At 46.9% G+C, this 21,074-nt stretch carries 17 protein-coding genes; 15 read left to right on the top strand and 2 right to left on the bottom strand.

Annotated elements, in window-relative coordinates; all coding sequences use genetic code 11:
- The first annotated feature begins 27 nt into the window (after positions 1–27).
- Together B5G11_RS15645 and B5G11_RS15640 are read left to right on the top strand one after the other, a co-directional pair.
- Positions 28–2,700 (top strand): hypothetical protein, encoded by a 2,673-nt coding sequence (locus B5G11_RS15645; RefSeq protein WP_158099309.1) that lies wholly within the window; start codon positions 28–30, stop codon positions 2,698–2,700.
- A gap of 169 nt (positions 2,701–2,869) precedes the next feature.
- On the top strand, positions 2,870–3,625 hold the full coding sequence (locus tag B5G11_RS15640) for a DUF4143 domain-containing protein (RefSeq protein ID WP_087255494.1): 756 nt from the start codon (positions 2,870–2,872) through the stop codon (positions 3,623–3,625).
- A 199-nt stretch (positions 3,626–3,824) separates the two neighbouring features.
- On the opposite strand, the gene B5G11_RS15635 is transcribed toward B5G11_RS15640, so the two are convergent.
- Positions 3,825–4,115, bottom strand: a complete 291-nt coding sequence (locus tag B5G11_RS15635; protein ID WP_087255491.1) for a hypothetical protein — start codon at positions 4,113–4,115, stop codon at positions 3,825–3,827.
- A 393-nt stretch (positions 4,116–4,508) separates the two neighbouring features.
- Between B5G11_RS15635 and B5G11_RS15630 the strand changes: the two genes are divergently transcribed.
- The 12 genes from B5G11_RS15630 to B5G11_RS15575 all read left to right on the top strand — a co-directional run bounded on the left by B5G11_RS15630 (position 4,509) and on the right by B5G11_RS15575 (position 18,717).
- The gene (locus tag B5G11_RS15630) at positions 4,509–5,366 is read left to right on the top strand and encodes a tyrosine-type recombinase/integrase (protein ID WP_087169659.1); all 858 of its coding nucleotides are present in this window, start codon (positions 4,509–4,511) and stop codon (positions 5,364–5,366) included.
- A 370-nt stretch (positions 5,367–5,736) separates the two neighbouring features.
- Positions 5,737–6,114, top strand: coding sequence for a hypothetical protein (locus tag B5G11_RS15625; RefSeq protein WP_087169660.1), 378 nt, complete (start codon positions 5,737–5,739; stop codon positions 6,112–6,114).
- 100 nt (positions 6,115–6,214) lie between these two features.
- Positions 6,215–10,246, top strand: a complete 4,032-nt coding sequence (locus tag B5G11_RS15620) for a SpaA isopeptide-forming pilin-related protein (protein WP_087255488.1) — start codon at positions 6,215–6,217, stop codon at positions 10,244–10,246.
- Positions 10,247–10,353: 107 nt separating this feature from the next.
- On the top strand, positions 10,354–11,883 hold the full coding sequence (locus tag B5G11_RS15615) for an isopeptide-forming domain-containing fimbrial protein (protein ID WP_087255484.1): 1,530 nt from the start codon (positions 10,354–10,356) through the stop codon (positions 11,881–11,883).
- Between the two features lie 186 nt (positions 11,884–12,069).
- Positions 12,070–12,966 carry a class C sortase gene (locus B5G11_RS15610; RefSeq protein WP_087255482.1) on the top strand — a complete coding sequence of 299 codons (897 nt, stop codon included), beginning with the start codon at positions 12,070–12,072 and terminating at the stop codon, positions 12,964–12,966.
- A 3-nt stretch (positions 12,967–12,969) separates the two neighbouring features.
- Positions 12,970–13,851, top strand: coding sequence for a class C sortase (locus B5G11_RS15605; RefSeq protein WP_087255479.1), 882 nt, complete (start codon positions 12,970–12,972; stop codon positions 13,849–13,851).
- A 49-nt stretch (positions 13,852–13,900) separates the two neighbouring features.
- On the top strand, positions 13,901–14,911 hold the full coding sequence (locus tag B5G11_RS15600; protein ID WP_144289710.1) for a DUF5979 domain-containing protein: 1,011 nt from the start codon (positions 13,901–13,903) through the stop codon (positions 14,909–14,911).
- 13 nt (positions 14,912–14,924) lie between these two features.
- Entirely contained in the window at positions 14,925–15,461 is a 537-nt protein-coding gene (locus tag B5G11_RS15595; protein WP_087169666.1) for a hypothetical protein, read from the top strand.
- Positions 15,458–16,228 (top strand): hypothetical protein, encoded by a 771-nt coding sequence (locus tag B5G11_RS15590; protein WP_242959088.1) that lies wholly within the window; start codon positions 15,458–15,460, stop codon positions 16,226–16,228. The genes B5G11_RS15595 and B5G11_RS15590 overlap by 4 nt, the downstream gene beginning before the upstream one ends.
- A 15-nt stretch (positions 16,229–16,243) precedes the next feature.
- Positions 16,244–17,068 carry an LPXTG cell wall anchor domain-containing protein gene (locus B5G11_RS15585; protein WP_087255472.1) on the top strand — a complete coding sequence of 275 codons (825 nt, stop codon included), beginning with the start codon at positions 16,244–16,246 and terminating at the stop codon, positions 17,066–17,068.
- Positions 17,065–18,168, top strand: a complete 1,104-nt coding sequence (locus B5G11_RS15580) for a MucBP domain-containing protein (RefSeq protein ID WP_087255469.1) — start codon at positions 17,065–17,067, stop codon at positions 18,166–18,168. Before B5G11_RS15585 ends, B5G11_RS15580 begins: the two co-directional genes overlap by 4 nt.
- 63 nt (positions 18,169–18,231) lie before the next feature.
- Positions 18,232–18,717 carry a signal peptidase I gene (locus B5G11_RS15575; RefSeq protein WP_242959087.1) on the top strand — a complete coding sequence of 162 codons (486 nt, stop codon included), beginning with the start codon at positions 18,232–18,234 and terminating at the stop codon, positions 18,715–18,717.
- A gap of 75 nt (positions 18,718–18,792) precedes the next feature.
- Here the strand turns inward: B5G11_RS15575 and B5G11_RS15570 are convergent, their stop codons facing one another.
- Positions 18,793–19,860, bottom strand: coding sequence for an Rpn family recombination-promoting nuclease/putative transposase (locus B5G11_RS15570; protein WP_087255467.1), 1,068 nt, complete (start codon positions 19,858–19,860; stop codon positions 18,793–18,795).
- 330 nt (positions 19,861–20,190) lie between these two features.
- On the opposite strand from B5G11_RS15570, the gene B5G11_RS15565 reads away from it, so the two are divergent.
- A complete protein-coding gene (locus tag B5G11_RS15565) occupies positions 20,191–20,805 on the top strand; it encodes a lactate utilization protein (RefSeq protein ID WP_087169671.1) in 615 nt (204 codons plus the stop codon).
- Positions 20,806–21,074: the final 269 nt, after the last annotated feature.

The following is a 21,074-nucleotide window of genomic DNA, read 5'->3' as shown; positions in this document are numbered from 1 at the left end:
TTTTAAATGAAGGAAAGGAAATGAATGATGAGCAGAAACAGAAAATGGAAACAGAAAATGGCTGCGTCTCTGGCGGCCGGGATGTCGGTGGTGTTGTCTGCGGTGCCGGTGTGCGCTGCAGGAAGCGAAAATGCAGGAAATAATGCGGTCTGTAAGGAGGAAACGGTTTATGTTAATGCAGATGCTGCGGGAAAGCAGAAATCGGTAACCGTTTCCGAACAGTTGAAAGGGATTCAGAGTACCGGAACAGTCGCTGACGAAAGTATTCTGGACGGGATCAAAAACATCAAAGGGGACGAGAACGTTTCACAAAATGGAAACCGGCTTACATGGCAGGCAAAAGGAGAGGACATCTTTTATCAGGGGACAACAGAACAGGAACTTCCGGTCTCCATGAAAACAGTGTATATCCTGGATGGAAAAGAGATTTCGCCGGAAGAACTGGATGGGAAAAACGGCCATCTGGAAATCCGGATTACATATGAAAATCACGCAAAGCGTACGGTAAGCGTAAAGGGCGGGGAAGAAACAGTATTCAGCCCGATTGTTCTTGTGACAGGACTGATCCTTCCAAATAAAACATGTTCCGATGTCAGAATTGACAACGGGAAAGTTATCAATGACGGGGATAAAAATATCATTCTGGGCGTGGCTATGCCGGGGCTGAAAGAAAGTCTTGGTATGAAAGAAGGAGAGGCGGCGGCAGAAATACTTACGATTCCGGATACGCTGACAATTTCTGCGGATGTAGAAGATTTTTCAATGCCGTCGACTTATACGGTCGGACTGACAGACGTACTGGACGAAATTGATCCTGATAGTTTTGACAGTTTAGATGAACTGTCGGATTCTCTTGCGAAAATGGAAGATGCGGCACTGGAACTGGTGCAGGGCTCAAAAGAGCTGTCCAAAGGAGCTGACACGCTGGGAAGTAGATATGCAGAATTTGATCAGGGGATCGATACGATGCAAAGCGGAATCGATGCTCTGGATGCGGGCGCGGCTTCCCTTGCTGCCGGAATCGCAGAATATACCTCAGGTACGGACACATTAAATGCGGGAATTCAGACGTATTTTGGCGAGAACGGGGAACTGTCCGCTACTATTACAGAGTATAAGAACGGAGTCAATACTCTGCTTGCCGGAATCGAAGAGTATACAGAAGGAGCGGACACTCTGGCAGATGGAGTCAATACCTATGTGGCCGGAGAAGAAAAGCTGGCTGAAGGAGCAAAGCAACTGTCTGCACTTTCCGAAGGCCTGACCAGAATACAGGAGGCCGTCCGGATACTAAGTGAGAGCGCGGACGGAACAGGAAGCGCAGAGGAAGACCTTCTTGCGGCCGCCGGTGAGATTGCGGACGGAACGGAAACACTCAGTCAGGCGCTGAAGTCAGAGACCGTTCAGAAACTGCTGGAACAGGTTGATGAAATGACGAAGACCGGGCAGGAACTGACTTCAGCCGCCGGCGAACTTGGCAAAGATATTGAAAAGGAGATTGCCGGACCTGCGTCGGAGATTACGGCATCTCTTCAAACACTGGCCGGTCTTCTGAATGAGGTAAACGAAAAAGCTGGTTTGCTGGAGAAAGGATGCAGTGAACAGGTCGCAAAGATCAACCGGACGGTAGAAGAGAATAACCGGAAAATACAGATGGCAAAAAAGGCGGCGGCTGAAGGAGAGGAACAGATTGCCGCGGCTCAGGCCGGGCTTAATCAGCAGATACAGGCACTTCGCGCGGCAGGGCAGGAGGAGGCTGCCGCTCAGATAGAGACAGCCGTGCAAAGCCTGGAGAATGCCCGCACATCCGCACAAAACCTGCAAAATCTTTCCGGACTGGATACAGTAGAAATGCCGGACTTTTCCGGAATTGATACGGAAGAACTGTCCCGGAATGTATCATCGCTGGAATCAGAGATCCGGACAGTTGTGACATCATCCGGCAGGCTTTCTTCCCGGATGACAGGACTGCAGGACGGACTAAAAGAAATGGAAGAGAAGAAGGACGCACTTCCACAAACATCTATGCAGGAAATTTCACGGCAGGTTGAAATTCTTAACCGCGGAATGCAGGGACTGTACCAGGCAGCAGGGACTCTGTCGGGAGGTCTTTCTGAACTGGGAAAAGCATCGGACGCCTTGCAGAATGGAGCAGCAGGGATTCAGAATCTTCAGCAAGGATTTGAGAGTCTTGGACAATATAATGAAGCATTGAAAAGCGGAGCAGGAAAACTCAAAGACAGCAGTCCGTCGGTACGGAAAGGCGCACAGACCTTACTGGGCGGTACAACACAGCTTTCCAACGGGCTGGACACTTTAGGAAGCCGGCTTTCCTCCGGTTCTGCTGCACTTTCTCAAAACAGTCAGGCGCTAAAGGAAGGCGCTGCCACGCTGAAAAGCGGAACGCAGAAACTGGTATCCGGAGGTGCATCTTTGAAAACAGCAAGCGGTCAGGTACAAAGCGGCATTGATACACTGAGCACCGGTGCCAAGACGTTGGCAGATGGAATGAAACAGTTTGAAGAAGAAGGAATTTCCAAACTTCAGGAAGTGACGGATACAGAGTTTCAGGATATTGCTGACCGGTTCAAGGCGCTCACAGGCGAAGAGTGCAGATACGATACTTTTGCCGGAAAACCGGAAGAGATGGAAGGAACTGTGAAATTTGTCATTGAGACAGAAGCAGTACCGGCCAGATAACAGAGAAGGGGAAAATTCATGAAATGTCAAAACCATCAGTCAGAGATGCCTGATGGTTTTTATGTTTTGAAACGAAAGAAAACAATATGATAAAAATGTGTAAAATGAGAGTAGAAAAGTATGGAAAAATGTGTAAAAATTTATTGAAGAAATTTTTCATAACCGTTTGATGGAGGCTTACAATTATTATTTGATTATCGGAGGGATGCCCGAATGTGTTGTTGCATGGATGGAAAGTAAAGATCCAAGGCAGGTCAGCCAGATACAAGAGGAGCTGATTACAGTTTATGAGAATGATTTTTCTAAACACAATGGAAAAATAAACAGTGGCCGCATTTTGATGGTCTTTCGGAGTATAGTGACACAGCTTGCAAAAGAGAATGAGAAATTTATATATGGTGTGGTCAAAGAAGGGGCCAGGGCACGGGAATTTGAAGAGGCAGTAGAGTGGCTTGTATCAGCGGGGATGGTAAACCGGATTTATAATGTTTCACAGCCTGAACATCCTCTTCCGGTATTTGACCGGCTTGATGCATTTAAGTTATTCCTTATGGATACGGGGCTTTTGAAGCATATGGCGGGTATGGACAATTCAGCCATACTTTTAAAGGCCGATTATCAATTCAAAGGTGCGCTGACAGAAAACTATGTATTGCAACAGCTGAAAGGGCAGTTCTCAGTAGAGCCAAGATACTATTCCACTTCACGGGAGGAGATCGACTTTATTGTTCAGCATGGGATGGAAATCGTGCCGATTGAGGTGAAGGCAGGGACAGATAAGTCAGCGGCTTCTTTTAAAAATTATATAAAAAAAAGAAATCCAACCCATGCGGTACGTCTATCAAAAAGAGAATATCGAAAAGACGGTGCGATTACCAATATTCCACTTTATCTGGCAGGAAAACTTCCGGTATTTTTAGATTAGTTGCCTGATTGCATTGTCTATTTAGAAAGGCCTTCGGTTATCTGACATCCTGATAACCGGAGGCTTTTTGTGAAAAGTGAGGACTGGAGTATATTCCAGAAGCAAATGAAAATGACTTGTCATTGCCCAAAATACCCCGGGAAGAGACCGTGACAGGAACTCTTCCCGGGGTTTACACATCCAGATCTGAGAGCAATTATTATGATTCCTTTAACTCCGGCAGATATTTCATGATAAATTCCTCCACGGAGGCTGCTCTGGCAGATCCCTTGACCCAGGTCGTAAGAAGATCCAGATCCTGCTCTTCCAGAATTCGTGTGCGTAAATTGTCAGGCACACGGCCAAGATCTTCTAAAATAGAGAGTACATCTTCCGCTTTCCCCTCTGCTTTACTTTCCCGTCTGGTTGCCTGCACGTCATAGTATTCAAAGTGATCAAAAAACATTTTAAAATCCCTCCGTTCAATCTGATCTGTTTGTCTGCTGGTCATAAATCTCCTTTCCGAAGGGAGCAAAGACAAACAGACAGACATTGAAATTAATTTTATTGTACCAGTGAATAAAGTGAAATACAATAAACAGCAAGTCCTTTCTATATCTGTTTTCTCTGTTCCCGTCTGTAAAAATGAATCATTGAAAAATGTGGCCGAACGGCCGGAAACCAAAGGACAAAAAGAATGACTGTCCCGATTTGATAAGGAACAGTATATACCCGGAAGAGGGGAAAAGCAAGAAGAAAACGTCTATTCATAGCATATTCCGATAGTTATGACAGAAAAATAAGGCAGAATCAACGAAAAGGTGAACCTTTTTTCAAGTTCAAACCATCTTTATTTAATAGAAGGGTAAAAGATGGGGAACAGTAGGTTCAAGGAGGAATCAGTATGAAGGAAAAAGTGACATTGAAAATACAGGGGACAGAAATCAGGGAGTTTGAGATGTATCTGTATGAAAGAGAAAATGCAGAGGCGACAATCCGGAAATATATCACGGATTTGAAGTGCTTTTTTTCGTTTCTTGGAGGAGATCAGGAAGTGGACAAGCCGCGTCTTCTTTCTTATAAAGAATGGCTTCTCGAGCATTATGCGGTAAACAGCGTGAATTCCATGCTGGCGGCTCTGAATCAGTTTTTGATATTCTGCGGATACTGCGAGCTTAAAATCCGACGCGTAAAAACACAGAAGAACCTGTTTTTGCAGGAGGAGAAAGAGTTGACCCGGAAAGAATACAAACGCCTGGTGCAGACAGCGAGGGCGGAGGGAAAGGCACAGCTTGCCCTGTGCATCGAAACCATCGCTGTCACCGGAATCCGGGTCAGCGAACTGAAGTATTTTACGGTGGAACAGGTGAAAAAGGGGAGAATCGAGGTACACAACAAAGGAAAATACCGGAGAATCTTCCTGACGGGAAGCATCCGTAAAAAACTGCTGATATATGCGGCAGCGCGGAAAATCCGGTCAGGATGTATTTTCGTGACGAAAAACGGAAAGCCAAAAGACAGGAGCAATCTCTGGAGCGAGATGAAAGCGTTGAAAGAAAAGGCGGGAGTCAGCGGCGAGAAAATCTTTCCGCACAATCTCCGCCACCTGTTTGCAAGAGTCTACTATCAGACAACCAAAGACCTTACAGGACTTGCGGATGTCCTCGGACACAGCAGCCTGAACGTGACAAGAATCTATACCTCCAATACAGGAGAACTCTATCAAAGACAGCTCGATCGCATGACCGTCTTGCAGATTTAAGAGGGAAAAGGGGAAAATAAAAAACACCACATAATATCAATTATGTGGTAATGCAAAGTCGGCCTATCTCATCTAGTCACCAGTTTTTAGTTTTCTACCCTATTTTATAGCAAAAAACGTACTGCGTCAATGCAGCGACGGAAGATTTCACAATTTTATGCATCAAAATAACACCCGCCTTTTACATATCATTTGAAAAATCGACGGGACACCGAAAAACAGGACTTCACTTTTTAATTAAGGAAAAGCCATGTACCACATAATTGATATTATGTGGTTGTTTGCGTTCTATGGAATGAGGCAGAGGAAAGATATGGAAAATAGATGCAGTAGCCTGAAACGGGGAGACATCATAATCTCGCCCCAGAGGATGAAATTTATAAACCATGGAATTCTGTTTGTAACGGAGGAAGGAAAGTCCGACAGCCTGGATGAAGACCGGATCCTGCTGGCCTGTATTGAGCAGAGCGGGAAGGACGGCACAATCCGGACCCGGCTTCCCGTGGAAGAGGTTACGTCTGATACGGAAGGACGCTTTTTCCTCGGCACGATTTACGGTACACGGTGCGAAATCCAGACGAACCGGATGGGCGCCACGGCGGGGGAACTGCTGATGGAAATTGTCCGGCATTATCCCTGGCTCTGGATCGGGGATCATGAGTGCCTGGACTCCGGGGACAGGAAGAAATGGCAGGAATTACAGAATATGGTGGAACAAATGCGTGCCTGCAGTATTTTGCTTGACTGAGGGGAGATTTGTTTCGATTAAGAAAGAAAAGAAGGGGGAAGGAAATTGAAACTGATGGATCAGGCAATAGAAAAGAAAGCGGAAGCTAAAGGAGGAGACCATGAAAAGTAAAAGAAGGAAGAGAGTCATAGCAAGCGTGCTTTGCATGGTTTTGATGCTGAGCACGGGAATGTCCACACTTGCGGAAGCAGATGCAGGAACAGTACCTGCAGTGGAAGAGACAACAGCACAGGAGACGAAAAGCACTTCGACGGATGCGCAGACTGCGGAAACGGAAACACAAACCCAAACGGAGACCGAGACCCAGACAGAAACGAAGCAGACCGAAGAAGCAGCGCAGACACAGCCGGAAGAAACGACAGCCGCTCAGCCGACAGAGGAAGCTTCCGGCGGAGAGACAACACAGACAGAGACAGATCAGACTGCACAGAATACGCAGGATCAGACTACATCTGCGGAAACTTCCGGGACAGAAACACAGAATGAGGCAGTAGAGACACAGTCGGAAGAGACTGAAACAACAACGCCGGCAGAGGAAACTCAGGAAACGAAGGAAGAGGCAAGTGTTTCTCCTGCATTTTCAGTTTCCGTTGAGGCAGAGGATAAAAGCGCAACAGTATATATTAGTGCAGAAGAAGGAGTTTTCCCAGAAGGCACAACGGTTACAGCTAAAAGAATAGATGGAACTGCAAAAGAGTATGAGCAGGTAGAAAAAAGTCTGAATAGTGAAATTGCCAAGAGTAACAAGGATGTTCTTGATTTTGTGGCCTATGATATTACATTCCATGATGTAGAAGGAAATGAGATTGAGCCGGAAGGAGAAGTTCAGGTTTCTATTGAGTTTCATAATATGGAGCTTGGCGGAGCATCGAAAGAAGACAGTACAGTAAGTGTGATCCATGTTAAGGACGATTTCAGTACGGAGACTGTCCAGAGTGATGTCGATCTTACAGGTGAACAGCTTAAGCAGATAGAGTTTAAAGCAGAGAAATTCTCGATTTACGCAGTTACGGTAAACGGAATTGTAGAAAGATATCGTAACGAAATTCAAGTTGGAGACTATGCGAATATTGAATTCTGGGATAAAGAAATAGATGGTGGAACCCAAAAAATAAACTTTAACGAGGCTTATCAATTAGATCAGGACGATATAGGAGTGTCCATTCAGGTAATTATCAATGGAGGTAAGAAATTTGATAAAAAATATAAAATAACGAGTCCGAATAGTAATGAGTTTGGAAACGATCAAATTAATATGCAGACAACAGTACAGCCAGGAGAGGGTTACTGGCTTGCACAAGCATGTAGATGGCAAAAGGCAAATGAAAACGAATATTCAATTTTTGGAGGCAGTGGCAGCACCGGGCCTAATAAAGCGGGAGATAAGAAACAATGGAATATTTTGACCATTTATCTTACTACAGATAATCCAAATAAATCATGTACTTCGGAAGTTGAAGGAGAAAATGGAACTAAAGATATTTTAGTCGATTTATATAACTATAATACTGACATTTATAATGAATATGTTGGTTTGGATAGTGACAGTCTTTTGTTGAGGAGTGCATGGGGAAATTATAAAGCAGATTATTATGAGAACATTGGCGGAGCTTGGAATATTTCATGCGGAAAGACGGGAATTTGCTATGGGCTGGCATCAATGACAAATGAGAATATAAAGTTTGCTAAAAAAGCAGCATTTTTTGACACGGCATTTGATACGGCAAAGGCGACAAGAGATATAGGCACGAAATATTCAGATGTGAATTTTAAATTCCTCTATAATGAGGATACGAATGAGTATTCCTATAACAGTGAAGAAAATCATGTACATTTTGATAAGTCAACGAAAACAATTACACAATATAGCGGTTCAGGGCCAAAAACATTGTCGGATGGAACGGACTTTCAGAAAAGTGGATTTTTCCCATTTACTGATGAAAATGATAATATGACGGACTATGGTTTTGGCATGAGGATGGATGTTGATTTTCTTCTAAATGAAAATGGAACTTTAGATGGAAACGAGAATGGAGAGGCAATGCAATTCAGCTTTTCCGGAGATGATGATGTTTGGGTTTTCATTGATGGTCAGCTTGCGCTTGATTTAGGCGGTCTTCATTCACGCAGAGGCGGAACGATTGATTTCAAGACGGGTACAGTAACCTATGATCAGGTTCAAAACGAAGATGGACAATATGTGTCGCCAACTCCGGTGGATGGATCCGGATCATGTCCAGATACAGAGTTTTTACATGATTTAGAACCTGGCACACATACCCTTACGATGTACTATCTTGAACGAGGCGGAAATGATTCAAATTGCGAGATCAAGTTTAACCTTCTGGTAGTAAACAGACAAGGAACATTGAAATTTCAGAAGCAAGATGAAAATGGAACGGCACTTGAAGGTGCGTTATTTGGATTGTATGAAACTACGGACGATATCGAAAACGAAAATCCAATCCAGGAAGCCCGGTCAGATGCCAGTGGAAACGTGACATTTGATATCAGTAATTTACAGCAAGGTACTACCTATTACCTGAAGGAGATTGCTGCGCCATTTGGATATACCGCTGACAGCAAGACCTATACAGTCACTGTGAAAGAGGAACAAGACGGTACGAATATTACCGTTACAGGTACCATTCAATATGGAGATAAAACAGTCACAGTAATTAAAAATGAGAAACAGACTACAGGAGGCGGAACGACCACTGTTACAGTAACAAAAGAATGGGGAGAAGGGGTCACGGATGAACAAAAGGTTCCTGTAACCGTCACATTAAAAGGCGATAATAATCCTGTCCCTGCAGAAAATGGCATAAAGAATCCAGTCACATTAAATAAGCCTGAGTGGACTTATACATGGGAAAATTTGCCAGGAAGTATTGACTATACGGTGGAAGAAGCACCGGTAGCTGGGTTTAATGTTGATTATTCTACAGATACTACTTATGATTTAAACGATGATTTTCAAAAGTTTTCACCGGAGAGTACAAAAGAATATTCATTGGGAGGAAACGGAATTATCCTCATTAAAAAAGGAAATCAGGGATATATCTGGACAGATAAACCGATATCTACTCAAGATCAGACCGCAATTAGTGATGCTTTAAAAGAGTTATCACAGACTTCAAACGTGCTAAATGGAATTGGCCCTGCACTTACTGATCCAAAATTTGGTTATGGGGACTGTGAGTTTGATGGTGGCTTGAAGTTTGAATACAACGAAGAAAAAGGAACCGTTCAATTCACAGTAGGAACAAGTTCTGGTAAATCATTATTCTGGGCAGGAACCTACAATGAAACAAGAACCATCACGATTACAAACAATAAAGATGATAGTACCAATATTCCAGTAGAAAAAAATTGGGGTAACTCAGTTGGAAATACTGAAAAACAAAGTGTAAAAATTGGATTATTTAATGGCGATAGATTAGTAAAGGAAGTTATCCTTACAGATACCACTGAGTGGAAAGGAGTATTTAATGACGTTCCATACTGGGATGATAATGGTGCAAAAATCCAATATACTGTGAAGGAAATTTCAATAGGAGATACTGCTGTAGAAGATACCGACTTTCAGGTTACCGTGACAGAAAATCCAGATGGAAGTTTTACTGTGACGAATGAAAAACTGAAGCCATGGCAAATTCTGAAAGTAAGCGCATCAGATAACACAACACCATTGAAAGACGCAATCTTTAAGTTGGAGAAAGGTGGACCAAACAGCGCCACATACTATGGGAAAACAGGAGAGGATGGAATCGTAGTTTGGTATACCGATAAAGATTGCACGGAAGCAAATAAACTAGAAGGAGCAATCCCAATAGGAAACTACCAGTTAAGTGAAATTCAGGCACCAAGCGGATATACAGTATCAAGTATCACTTGGACAGTTGAGGTAGCATCGGGAGGAGTAACAATCACAGAACAGGATGGTGACGAGCTTGATGGAAAAGAGATAGGCGGAGTACAGACATTTACAATAGCAAATGAAGCCGTTTATTCCCTTCCATCATCCGGTGGCCCAGGCATCTTCTGGTATACGATCAGCGGAGCACTGTTATTAATGGCAGGGACGTTGATTTTATATAACCTTAAAAAGGGGGAGGTGCTGAAAAAGTAGGAGTATAAATAACCATTCAGCATATCCGCCACAGCAGAAAAGAACGGCAGAATTTTTAAGGCGGAAGCTGAAAAACAACAAAAAGAATCAAAGAAAAGGAGAGAATTATGAGGAAATTAAGAAAAGTAATGGCCTTGTTATTAACATTGGCTATGGTAATGGGATTGTCACTGACAGCGTTTGCGGCTCCAAAAAATTCGGCTACAATTACGGTAGAGAATGCTGATAATGCAACATTAAGTATGGTACAGGTTATTAAAGCAGATCCAAAAACTGAGACTGGATGGGCTTTTGTAGGAAATGCTGCTACGGCTTATAAGACAGCTTTTGGCGTGGAAAATGATCAAGATGCAATATGGATGCTGATTGGTGCAAAAAATAACGAGATAGAGTTACCGAGAGAGCTTACGCCTGCAAGCGCTGCACAGATTAATCAGGCATTAAATTTGGTAAGTGATGAATTTAAAACTTTTACTAATGGAAGCGCAGTATATGAAGCAGGTGTATATGTAATTAATGCAGTAGAAAAAGACTATACATATAACAAAATGGCTGCTTATGTAGGATTTGGCGAAATTAAAGATGACGAGGGAACGGTTATTAATGGATATCCATCTCTGATAGATGCAGTTTTAGAGGCTAAAAAGTCACCAATTACTATTAAAAAGGATGTTGATGATAACGACGGCTACTATGCAATTGGTCAAATATTAACATATACTTTGGAAACATATGTACCATATGCAAAACCTGATGAAACAAATTTCAAGTTTATGGTTACGGATGATTTGTTTAATGCTCAATATTATTTAACAGGAGAGAAAAGTATTGCTAAGATAGAGTTGGAAGGTGAGACGGAGCCAATAGGTGGTGCCAGCGAATTTAAATTGAGAGATCCGCAAGGAGAGGACTTCTTTACAAAGGGCTTTACGATTGATTTATCCAAATTGATAGATAAGAGTAATAGTAATGCAGGTAAAAAAGTTACGATAACATACACAGTTAAGGTTACTGGTGAATACGGTACGAATGATATATGGAATAATGCTATAGCTCATGTAGGGGAAGAGGAAACTGATAGTGAACAAGTTCGGCTTCATACAGGAAATATTATCTTAACAAAATATAACGAAGAGGAAACAGAAAAACTTGCAGGTGCTGGATTTGAAGTACGGAAAAAGTTGAATAATGGTAATTATTCAGAACCATTAAAATTTAAAGAAATCATTAGGGGAATATATCAATACGCGCCTGATGATCCGAATGCAGTCACAGAAATATTTACAGGTGATCAAAATCAGCCAGGTGGAGCTTTAAGCATAGAGAAGGGCGAATTAATCATAACTGGTATTGATGCAGGGGAATATCAATTTATCGAAAAAACAGCCCCTAAGGGATATTCGATTAATAGTACTCCGGTAACGGCAGTTTTAGATGAAGATTCAGATAAGAATTTCCGTGAGAGAGGAATATCAAAAACATATGTTGAATTTGTTTCTATGACTGACACCAAACTCGCGGAGCTTCCAGGAACAGGTGGTATCGGTACCACCATCTTCACCATCGACGGATGTGTCATCATGATCGCTGCTGCCGGCCTGTACTTCGCAAGCCGCAGAAAACACGGTGAAAACTAAATTTCAGTTTTGATTCCTGACTGCCAGTAGCAGGAAAATCAAACATCAAAAACTTCACTACATACGGCAAAAAGCCCGGGAGCGGGGAATTTCATCCCCGCCCCGGCGGCCCTGCCGGATACTTTCTTTCTTCTATATGAAGAAGAAAGCAAATGATAACAAACTACAACAACAAGGAGAGCCCGGATGAAACGAAAACGACTGATTTTGACGATTGCAATGATTCTGTTATTTTTAGCTGGTCTGTCCTTGCTGCTGTATCCTTTTGTGGCAAACCAGTGGAACAATTACCGGCAGCAGAGGCTCATCAGCAGTTATGAGGACACGGTCGCCCGGAAAGAGGAGGCCGGAGAGATTGACTACGATGCTGAGTGGGCGAAAGCGCAGGCTTACAATGAGGCCCTGCTTCCATCCATCCTTCCGGATTCTTTTGCGGTAGCGGAAGCGTCCGATGAACCGGACGAGGAATACATGTCCTGTCTGAATATTACAGGGGACGGCATGATGGGAATGGTGGAGATCCCGAAGATCGATGTGAATCTTCCGATCTACCACACCACATCGGAGGAAGTACTGGAAAAGGCGGCGGGCCATCTGGAAGGGAGTTCCCTTCCGGTCGGCGGGGAGAGTACCCACGCCGTAATCTCGGCCCACCGGGGACTACCGAGTGCATCCCTGTTCACCGATCTGGACCAGCTGGAGGAAGGAGACCATTTCCTGATCCATGTGCTGGATGACACCCTCTGCTATGAGGTGGATCAGATCCTGGTGGTGGAGCCGAAGGAAACCGAAAGCCTTGCGGTAGAAGAAGGAGAAGATCTAGTGACACTGCTCACCTGTACCCCGTACGGGGTCAACAGTGACCGTCTTCTGGTGCGGGGACACCGTGTGCCGTATGTGCCGGAAGAGGTAGAAGAGGAACAGGCAAACGCCCTGTTCGGAACCAGCCTTCATACCAATTACCTGCTCTGGGTAGCTGCGGGGCTTGCTGTAACGGCTGCCTTTATCGGATACCTTTCCTACCGGGAACGGAAGAGACAGGGAAAGAAAAGCAGCAGTAAAAGACATCAGGGGAGGGACTAGAGGATGAAGAAAAAGATTCCCGGCATCCTGTTCGGCCTGATGTTCCTCATTGGCTTTGGCATTCTGGTCTACCCTACCGTGGCGGACCAGTGGAATACCTACCGGCAGAACCGTCTTATTTCTTCCTATGAAGATACGGTGGAAGAGATGGAGCCGGAAGATTTTACAAGAGAATGGGAGGCAGCCCGAAGCTTCAACGCCACGATTCCTCAGAATAATGTCTACGGAGATGTGTTCGGGGAAGACGGAAAGGAAGCGGAAAATACTGCTTACTGGCAGGTGTTAAATATCGCGGGAGACGGAGTGATGGGATATCTCTCCATCCCGAAAATTGATGTGAAACTGTCAATTTATCACGGTACCTCCGACGAGGTCCTGCAGACGGGCATCGGCCATCTGGACGGGACGGCCCTTCCGATCGGAGGGGAGAGCACCCACAGCGTGCTGGCGGCCCACCGGGGACTGCCAAGTGCAAGGCTCTTTACTGACGTGGATCAGTTACAGGAGGGAGATAAATTTTACATCCATGTGCTGGATGAAGTTCTGGCATACCAGGTGGACCAGATCCTGGATATGGTAGACAAAGACGACCATGAAACACTGGAGGCAGCCCTCCAGACAGAAGAAGGAAAAGACTATGTAACCTTATTTACCTGTACTCCATACGGCGTCAATTCCCACCGGCTGTTAGTCCGGGGCGTGAGAGTGCCGTACAACGGGGAGGAAGATGTGGAACCTACGGCAGCAGAATCCATGCTGCAGTCCATACAGGATTACTATATGTTGTATCTGATTCTGGGTCTTGCGGTGACTTTCCTTGTCATCCTGCTTTTGCGGTTTTTGATGAAACCGAAACGGCAGGGAAAGGAAAAGAAGCAGGAGTAACCGGATCAGAACGAAGCAAGAAGAGATCAGAGGAGGGTAACGATTGAAGATGAGAAAACGAATCAGACAGGGAGGAGCAGTCATGCTGGCTCTGGCGCTGGCATGGCAGACAGGGCTGGTTTCCCACGTTACGGCGGCGACGGCAGTTGAGACCGGCCGGGAATGTTCGGTGACAGTGGAGCTGGATGGAAGCAGTGAAGAACTGAAAAGCTTATCCATTCCGGTGAAGCTGTACCGGGTGGCGGAAGTCAGCGAAAGTGGAAATTATACGATGCTGCCGGGCTATGAAAGCCTGAAGCTTTCTGAGGTGGACAGTGACACGTCCGCTCAGGAATGGGAAGAAAAAGCGAAAACAGCATCCGATCTTGTCAAGGAGCAGACCCCGGAAGCAAATGCAGAGCTTACCGTAACCGGAGGAACCGGGACAGAGGACGGCCTGCCGACGGGCATGTATCTGGTGGAGGCAGAAGAAGTACAGTCTCTGGAATACACTTATACGTTCAGCCCGTTTCTGTTGTCCCTGCCAAACAATTACTATGGATCCGGCGGATCGGATGACTGGGTATATGATGTGACTACCGGATTGAAACCGGATCAGGAAGAGCGGCTGGGAGATCTGGAGATTGAGAAAACGCTGACATCCTACAATGCAACAGTCGGCGGAGCGACCTTTGTCTTTTCCGTGGAAGCGGTAAAAGAGGACGAAGTGGTGTACAGCGATGTGGTTTCCGTGGCATTTGACCGGGCAGGCACCAGACAGATCCTGGTGGAAGACATTCCGGCAGGCTCCGAAGTAACGGTAACCGAGGTCTACAGCGGATCCAGCTATGAGAACACCGGCGCAGCATCACAGACCGTGGAAATCCTGGCGGACGGAACAGCCGGTTCTCCGGTACAGGTTTCCTTTACCAATACATATGACCATGGACTGAACGGCGGCTCCGGCGTAGTAAACCACTTTGATTACACGGAAGAGGAAGGCGCACGGGAGACCGGACAGAGCGGCTCCGGCACCTGGGAATGGAACCAGCTGCGTGACAACACGGCGGCAGAGGAATAAAGGGGGAGACGAGATGAGAAAAGGATGGAGTAAAAAGACCATAGGTCTGGCTGCCGCGGCCTGTATTCTTGCAGCAGGAGCCACAGCAGGCAGCGCCATGGCATATTTCACCACCTATGCGGAAGCGGAGGGAAGCCAGACATTAAGTCTTGGCATGACCACCACCATTCCGGGTGAGGAAGTATCCGACTGGACGAAGCACATCCGTGTGCAGAATACCGGAGACTATTCCTGCTATGTGCGGGTGAAAGTCTTTGCGGGAAGCCAGCTGGAAGGAAGGCTTAGCTTTTCCGATGAAAGCGGAAAATGGACGCCGGGAGCAGATGATTATTATTACTACAGTGACGTTGTAGCGCCGGGCGCGTCCTCCGATGAGATGCAGATCAGGATCGACAGCACCGGACTGGCTCAGGATTTTAACGTGATTGTGGTTCAGGAATGTACGCCGGTTCTGTATGATGAGAATGGTAATCCGTATGCTGACTGGAATGCGGTAGCGGATTCCACAGAATCATCCTATACCGAGGCTGACGGGGAGGTGGCTGAATGATGAAAAAGAAAAACAACAAGCACACGTTCCCGATTGTGCCGGCAGCACTGATCGGCGCGTCTGCCCTGCTTTTAATCGGAAGTACGGTTGGAAGCACCCGGGCAGCCCTGACTTATTACAGTGAAAACTACGGTGCCCGGATTCAGGTATCACGAATCGGCGTGACGTTAAAGGAAAACGGAAATGCCATCAGTAGCCGGGATTACACCGAGGACAGCCGGTGGAGCGAGACGAAAGGAACCTTGCTGGAAGGTCTTCTGGAAGAAGGGGAAACCATTCAGCCGGGAAAGGCGTATGACGAGACATTATCCGTCAGCAACAGCGGGTCTATTGATTCTTTTGTCCGGGTCGTGCTCAAAAAGAGCTGGGCGGGTCCGGAAGGAGAGAAAGATACGACCTTGTCACCGGATCTCATTGATCTGAATCTGACGGAAGGAAGCGGCTGGGTGATCGATGAATCAGCCTCTACTGCAGAGCGGACGGTTCTGTATTATACAAAGGCGCTGGCGCCGGGTGAGAGTACTCCGGCCCTGTCCGACACCCTGCGGATTGATCCTGCGGTTCTGACCAAGGTAACCGAGACGGTGACGGAAGATGAAAATGGATACAAGACGATTGAGACGTCCTATGATTATGACGGCTATCAGTTCCGGATTGAAGCAGAGGCGGACGCAGTCCAGACCCACAATGCGGAAGACGCCATCAAGAGTGCATGGGGCGTGGATGTGACGGCTTCCGAAGACGGGACCGGCATCAGTCTGGAATAGAGGGGGTACAACATTATGAGAAAGAAAATGTGTAGCCTGATCCTGGCATCGGCCTGCAGCGCAGCCCTTGTGGTTCCGGCCTGGTGTATGGGACCGGTCCATGCGGAAGAGCTGACAGGAAGCCGGAACTGGCTGGTGGAGTTTGACGGGGAGGAAATGCAGAGTAATTTCAGCTCCGACGAGATGGCAGAGGAGATTTACGGAATCCTGCCGGGAGATACCATGGACCTGCAGGTGGCGATTAAAAATTCCGGTGAAGAGGCGATGGACTGGTATCTTTCCAATGAAATTCTGCAGAGCCTGGAAGAAGGAAGTGAAGCCGAGGGAGGTGCCTACACCTACCGGCTTGTCTATACAGATGACGCAGGGGAGGAGACCATCCTTTATGACAGCAACACCGTAGGAGGAGAAGGAGCATCTCAGTCCGGAGAAGGACTTCATCAGGCAACGGACGCTCTGGAAGACTTCCTGTATCTGGACCAGCTGGCTCCGGGAGCGGACGGAGAAGTGAACTTAAGTGTTACTCTGGACGGCGAGACGCAGGGAAACGGCTATCAGAACACACTGGCAGCCCTGCAGATGAATTTCGCGGCAGAGACGGCAGCGCCGGAGACCATTACTCGGAAAGGCGAGAACCAGATCGTTGAGCGAACCGAGCGGGGCGAGAATACCGTGACGACAGTATATGAGACACAGCACCAGACGCCGAAGACCGGCGATACCGCACCGCTGCTTATTCTGAGCGCGTTGATGCTGTTCAGCGGAATCGTTCTTCTGGTATTTGCGGTTCTTTACTTCAAGAAACACCGCCGGAGCGGGGAAGGAGGGCTTCAGTCATGAGAAAGATCAAAAAAGTGATGCAGTCCTTGATTGCGGCGGCAGCCCTTCTGGGGATGACAGCCCTTCCGGTATCCGCGGCGGATAATTATACTTATACCGTGACTTTTTACGCGGGAAATCAGGGAACCTTTGCAAGCGCATCAGGCCTGACCGTAGCAGGACAGGGAAATGTTTCCATCCAGAATACCGGAGACCGGATCACGGTCAGCGGCCTGCAGACCGGCGATACCGTTTCCTTTGATATCCAGCAGGGAGCAGTCCGGCCTGGAGATGACAGCCGGTATTATGTACAGGGCGTACGTCCGAGTGCGCGGGACAATGACACGGCAAGTCTGGCACCGTCTGCATTCCGGGTAACCGAGGATGCCGACTACGTGGTAGCATACGGAATCCAGGGAGACCAGGTGGCTTACACGGTCAATTACGAAGATGAAGACGGCAATACTTTGGCGCCGTCCCAGACATATTATGGAAATGTAGGAGATAAGCCGGTGGTAGCCTATCTCTATATCGAGAACTATCTTCCGGAGGCTCTGGCACTGACCAAGACGCTGTCCGCAGATGCATCGGAGAATGTCTTTACGTTTGTATATCAGGATGCATCTCCGGAAGTCATTACGGAACCGGGTGACATCGTGACGATCACGACTGTAATTCCGGGTACGAATACGGTACAGACGATTCAGGTTCCGGCTCAGGCAGCCGGTGTGGCAGGAGCTGCAGGTGCAGGAGCGGGAACGACAGCAGGAGGAGCCGGAACTGCCGGTGGTACGGGGACGGCCGGTACAGCCGGAACGACGGGCGGCACCGGAACAGCAGCCGGAGGTGCAGGCACAGCCGTAACAGATGCGCAGGCACAGGGAGGAACCCAGGAAGCTGGAGAAAATGCAGACGGCCAGGGAGAAACCATCAATCCGGACGAGACCCCGCAGGGTGTTGTAGATCTGGATGAAGACGAGACTCCGACAGGGGACGGCTCTGACGTAGTGGAGGAGACCGGAAAAGACGGACTTCCGCTGGCAGCCGGCATCGGAATCGGTGTGGCAGGTCTTGCGGCACTCTGTGTGATCCTTGCACTGATACGGAAGTTCCGCAGATAACCGGATCAGACAGCGAAAGGACGGACAGGATTGAAAAACAAAGAGAAAAGAAAAACTCACCCAGTGGCTGCATTTTGCAGTGCACTGGGTACGGTTTTGCTGATTCTGGTAGTTGTGGCCGCAGCCCCGGCGGCAGTGCCCCGGGCCTTCGGGCTTCAGGTTTATGAGGTCATCAGCGGCAGCATGGCGCCGGAGATTCCGACCGGCAGCCTGGTGTATGTAAGAAAAGCCAAAGCTGAGCAGATACAGGCGGAAGATGTAATCGCCTACGATGGAGGAGGCGGTGCGCTGATCACCCACCGGGTAGTAGAAAACCGGACTCTGATGGGAGAGTTTGTGACAAAAGGGGACGCCAATGAAAAGGAAGATCCGAATCCGGTGTCCTATGACCAGCTGAGAGGAAAGGTCGTGTGTTCCATTCCGTATCTGGGATGGATTGCAGGACTGCTCTCCGAGACAACCGGGAAACTGGCAGCTGCAGGAATGATTGCAGCGGCGGTTCTTCTGCATGTGGCGGCAGGCATTATGTTCAGGAAAACAGAATCGTAAAAGAGGACGGAAGTTTCCGTAAAGAAAAACAGGATGTACATTCATGGAGATATGAAAGGTACATCCTGTTTTTGATTATGCTTCTTTTAAATCAGGCAGATATTTCTCTGTGAATTCCTCTACAGAGGAAGCTCTGGCAGCACCCCGGATCCATTGATCCAGACATTCCATATCTGTTTCGTCCATGATCCGTTCACGAAGTGCCTCCGGGACCGCCCCAAGATCAGATAAAAGCAGCAGTATGGAATCGGCTTTACCTCTTGCTTCTCCTTTTGCCCCGGCTTTTGCTCTCTCCGCCTGCACGTCATATGCTTCAAAATGCTCAAACAACATGGTGAAATCCCTCCGTTCAATTTGATCAGTGAAGTCGCCGATTTCCTCTTTCGGAATGTTCAGCCGATGCAGGAATGCCGCAATGATCTTGGCGATCAGTTTTAAAAGAGACTCAGGGGAGTCACGGCTGATCTTCTCCAAATAGTCATCCGGAATTTCTGCGAGTTCGTGAAATTCGGCGGAGCTTCGCAGTTTGTCAATTAACATGATCAAAGACAGTTCATCTTCTTTTTCAATCAACTCCTGATTGGAATAGCGGGAGAGCGGCACGACAAGATACTGAAAGTTTGGAATATACTCTCCCAGAAGATCGGAAAGTGCGGTGCGTTCCTGAAAGTTTTTTGCAGCTGTCCAGTTCCGGTCTCCATCATAGAAGACAATTGGAAGAACAGGAGGATACCGGAAGCCCTTTAAAGCTGTGCATCCGGCCTGTTTTTTCTCGGCCTCTGCGGCATAATCTGTCAGGATCAGGACGATATAGCGCAGAATCCGGAAAGACATATCATAGTCGACCTTGGTCTGATGCTCGATCAGCGTGATCAGATAAAGAGTGTCTATGTCTTCCTGATTTTTCAGATGGATCTTCTTTACCGTATCGGAATCCCGTTCTTCCTGCCATACAGAGATGAAGCGATCTGTGACGTCCTCAATATCTTCCGGCTGGACATCTTTTAGAAGTTCGATATCCGTATATCCGCGAAGAAACTGAGCGCAGAGGATGGGATCACCGAAGATCAGCTTGGCACCGCTGTCTTTGACTTTTTTGTTTTGTGTACTGGTTTTTGTTTTGTGACTGTTCGTCTTCGTCATAAGGACTCCTTTCCGAAAGGGAGCAAAGACAAACAGCCAGACACTGAAATTACTTTTATTGTACCAGTGAATGATGTGAAATACAATAAATGCTCAGTTCTTTCCCGTTGATTTCTTTGTTCCCCGTCTGTAAAAATAAAATATTGAAATGTGTGGCCGAATGGCCGGAATCATGCATCAGCGGGAAAAGATTCCCGAAGGGACAAAAGAATGCTGTCCCGATTTGATGTAAGGCCAGTATATACCCGCAGTAAAAAAATAACAAGAGAAAAAATGGGCGGAATTCTGATATAATGAGAGCAGGATCAAAAGCAGAAGGAGGCAAGATACATGGGAAACAAAAGCTTTGACAAGGTAGAAAAGAATTTGAAGGAGAGAGGATATCAGGTACGGTGCTTTGACACGGCGCAGGAGGCAGCCCGGTATCTGGATGAGCAGATTGATGGCCGGACAGTTGGCATCGGGGGATCCGTGACAATGGATCAGATAGGAATTTATCCGATGCTGGAAAAGCACAACACGGTCTACTGGCATCTGCGGATGCCGCAGGGCATGACTGATGCGGAAGTGCGTGCAAAAGAAAATGCTGCGGAAATCTACCTCTCTTCGGTGAACGGACTTGCCGAGACAGGCGAGATGATCAACATTGACGGACGATGCAACCGGGTGGCGTCCATTTTCTACGGTCATGAGAAGGTGTATCTGGTGATCGGGGAAAACAAGCTGGAGAAAGACTATGACAGCGCGCTGTACCGGGCACGGAATGTGGCGGCTCCGCGCAATGCAAGAAGAGTCGGAGCCAATACTCCTTGTGCAGTAAACATGGACCGCTGTTATGACTGCAGCAGTCCGGACCGGATCTGCCGGGGGCTGTCTGTTTTGTGGGGAAAACCGATAGGAAGCGAGTTTGAAATCCTGCTGATTCATGAGGAACTGGGCTATTAATGTCCGGGAACAGGCGTATTGTTAGAGTCAGCCTTGCGATTTTCACCTTGCTATGGTTGAAAATAAGATGCTTGAGTTCAGAGCAGTAGTTCATTCGTGCCGAATACGGTTGTGAGCAAGTTTGTTGGTGATACAGCGGTAGTTTTAAACGTAAAGTGAGCCCCTTGTCAAGGACATCCGAAAAATTTTTTGTCTGGATTTTATAACAGCTTAAATGCTGATGGTAACTCGTTGGTTTTAATATATTTATAGTACTCGTTTGGAGACAT

Origin of the sequence: Drancourtella sp. An57 (genome assembly GCF_002161525.1) — a bacterium.
GTDB classification, from domain to species: domain Bacteria; phylum Bacillota; class Clostridia; order Lachnospirales; family Lachnospiraceae; genus Sellimonas; species Sellimonas catena.
This window is presented reverse-complemented; position numbering and strand designations above follow the sequence as displayed.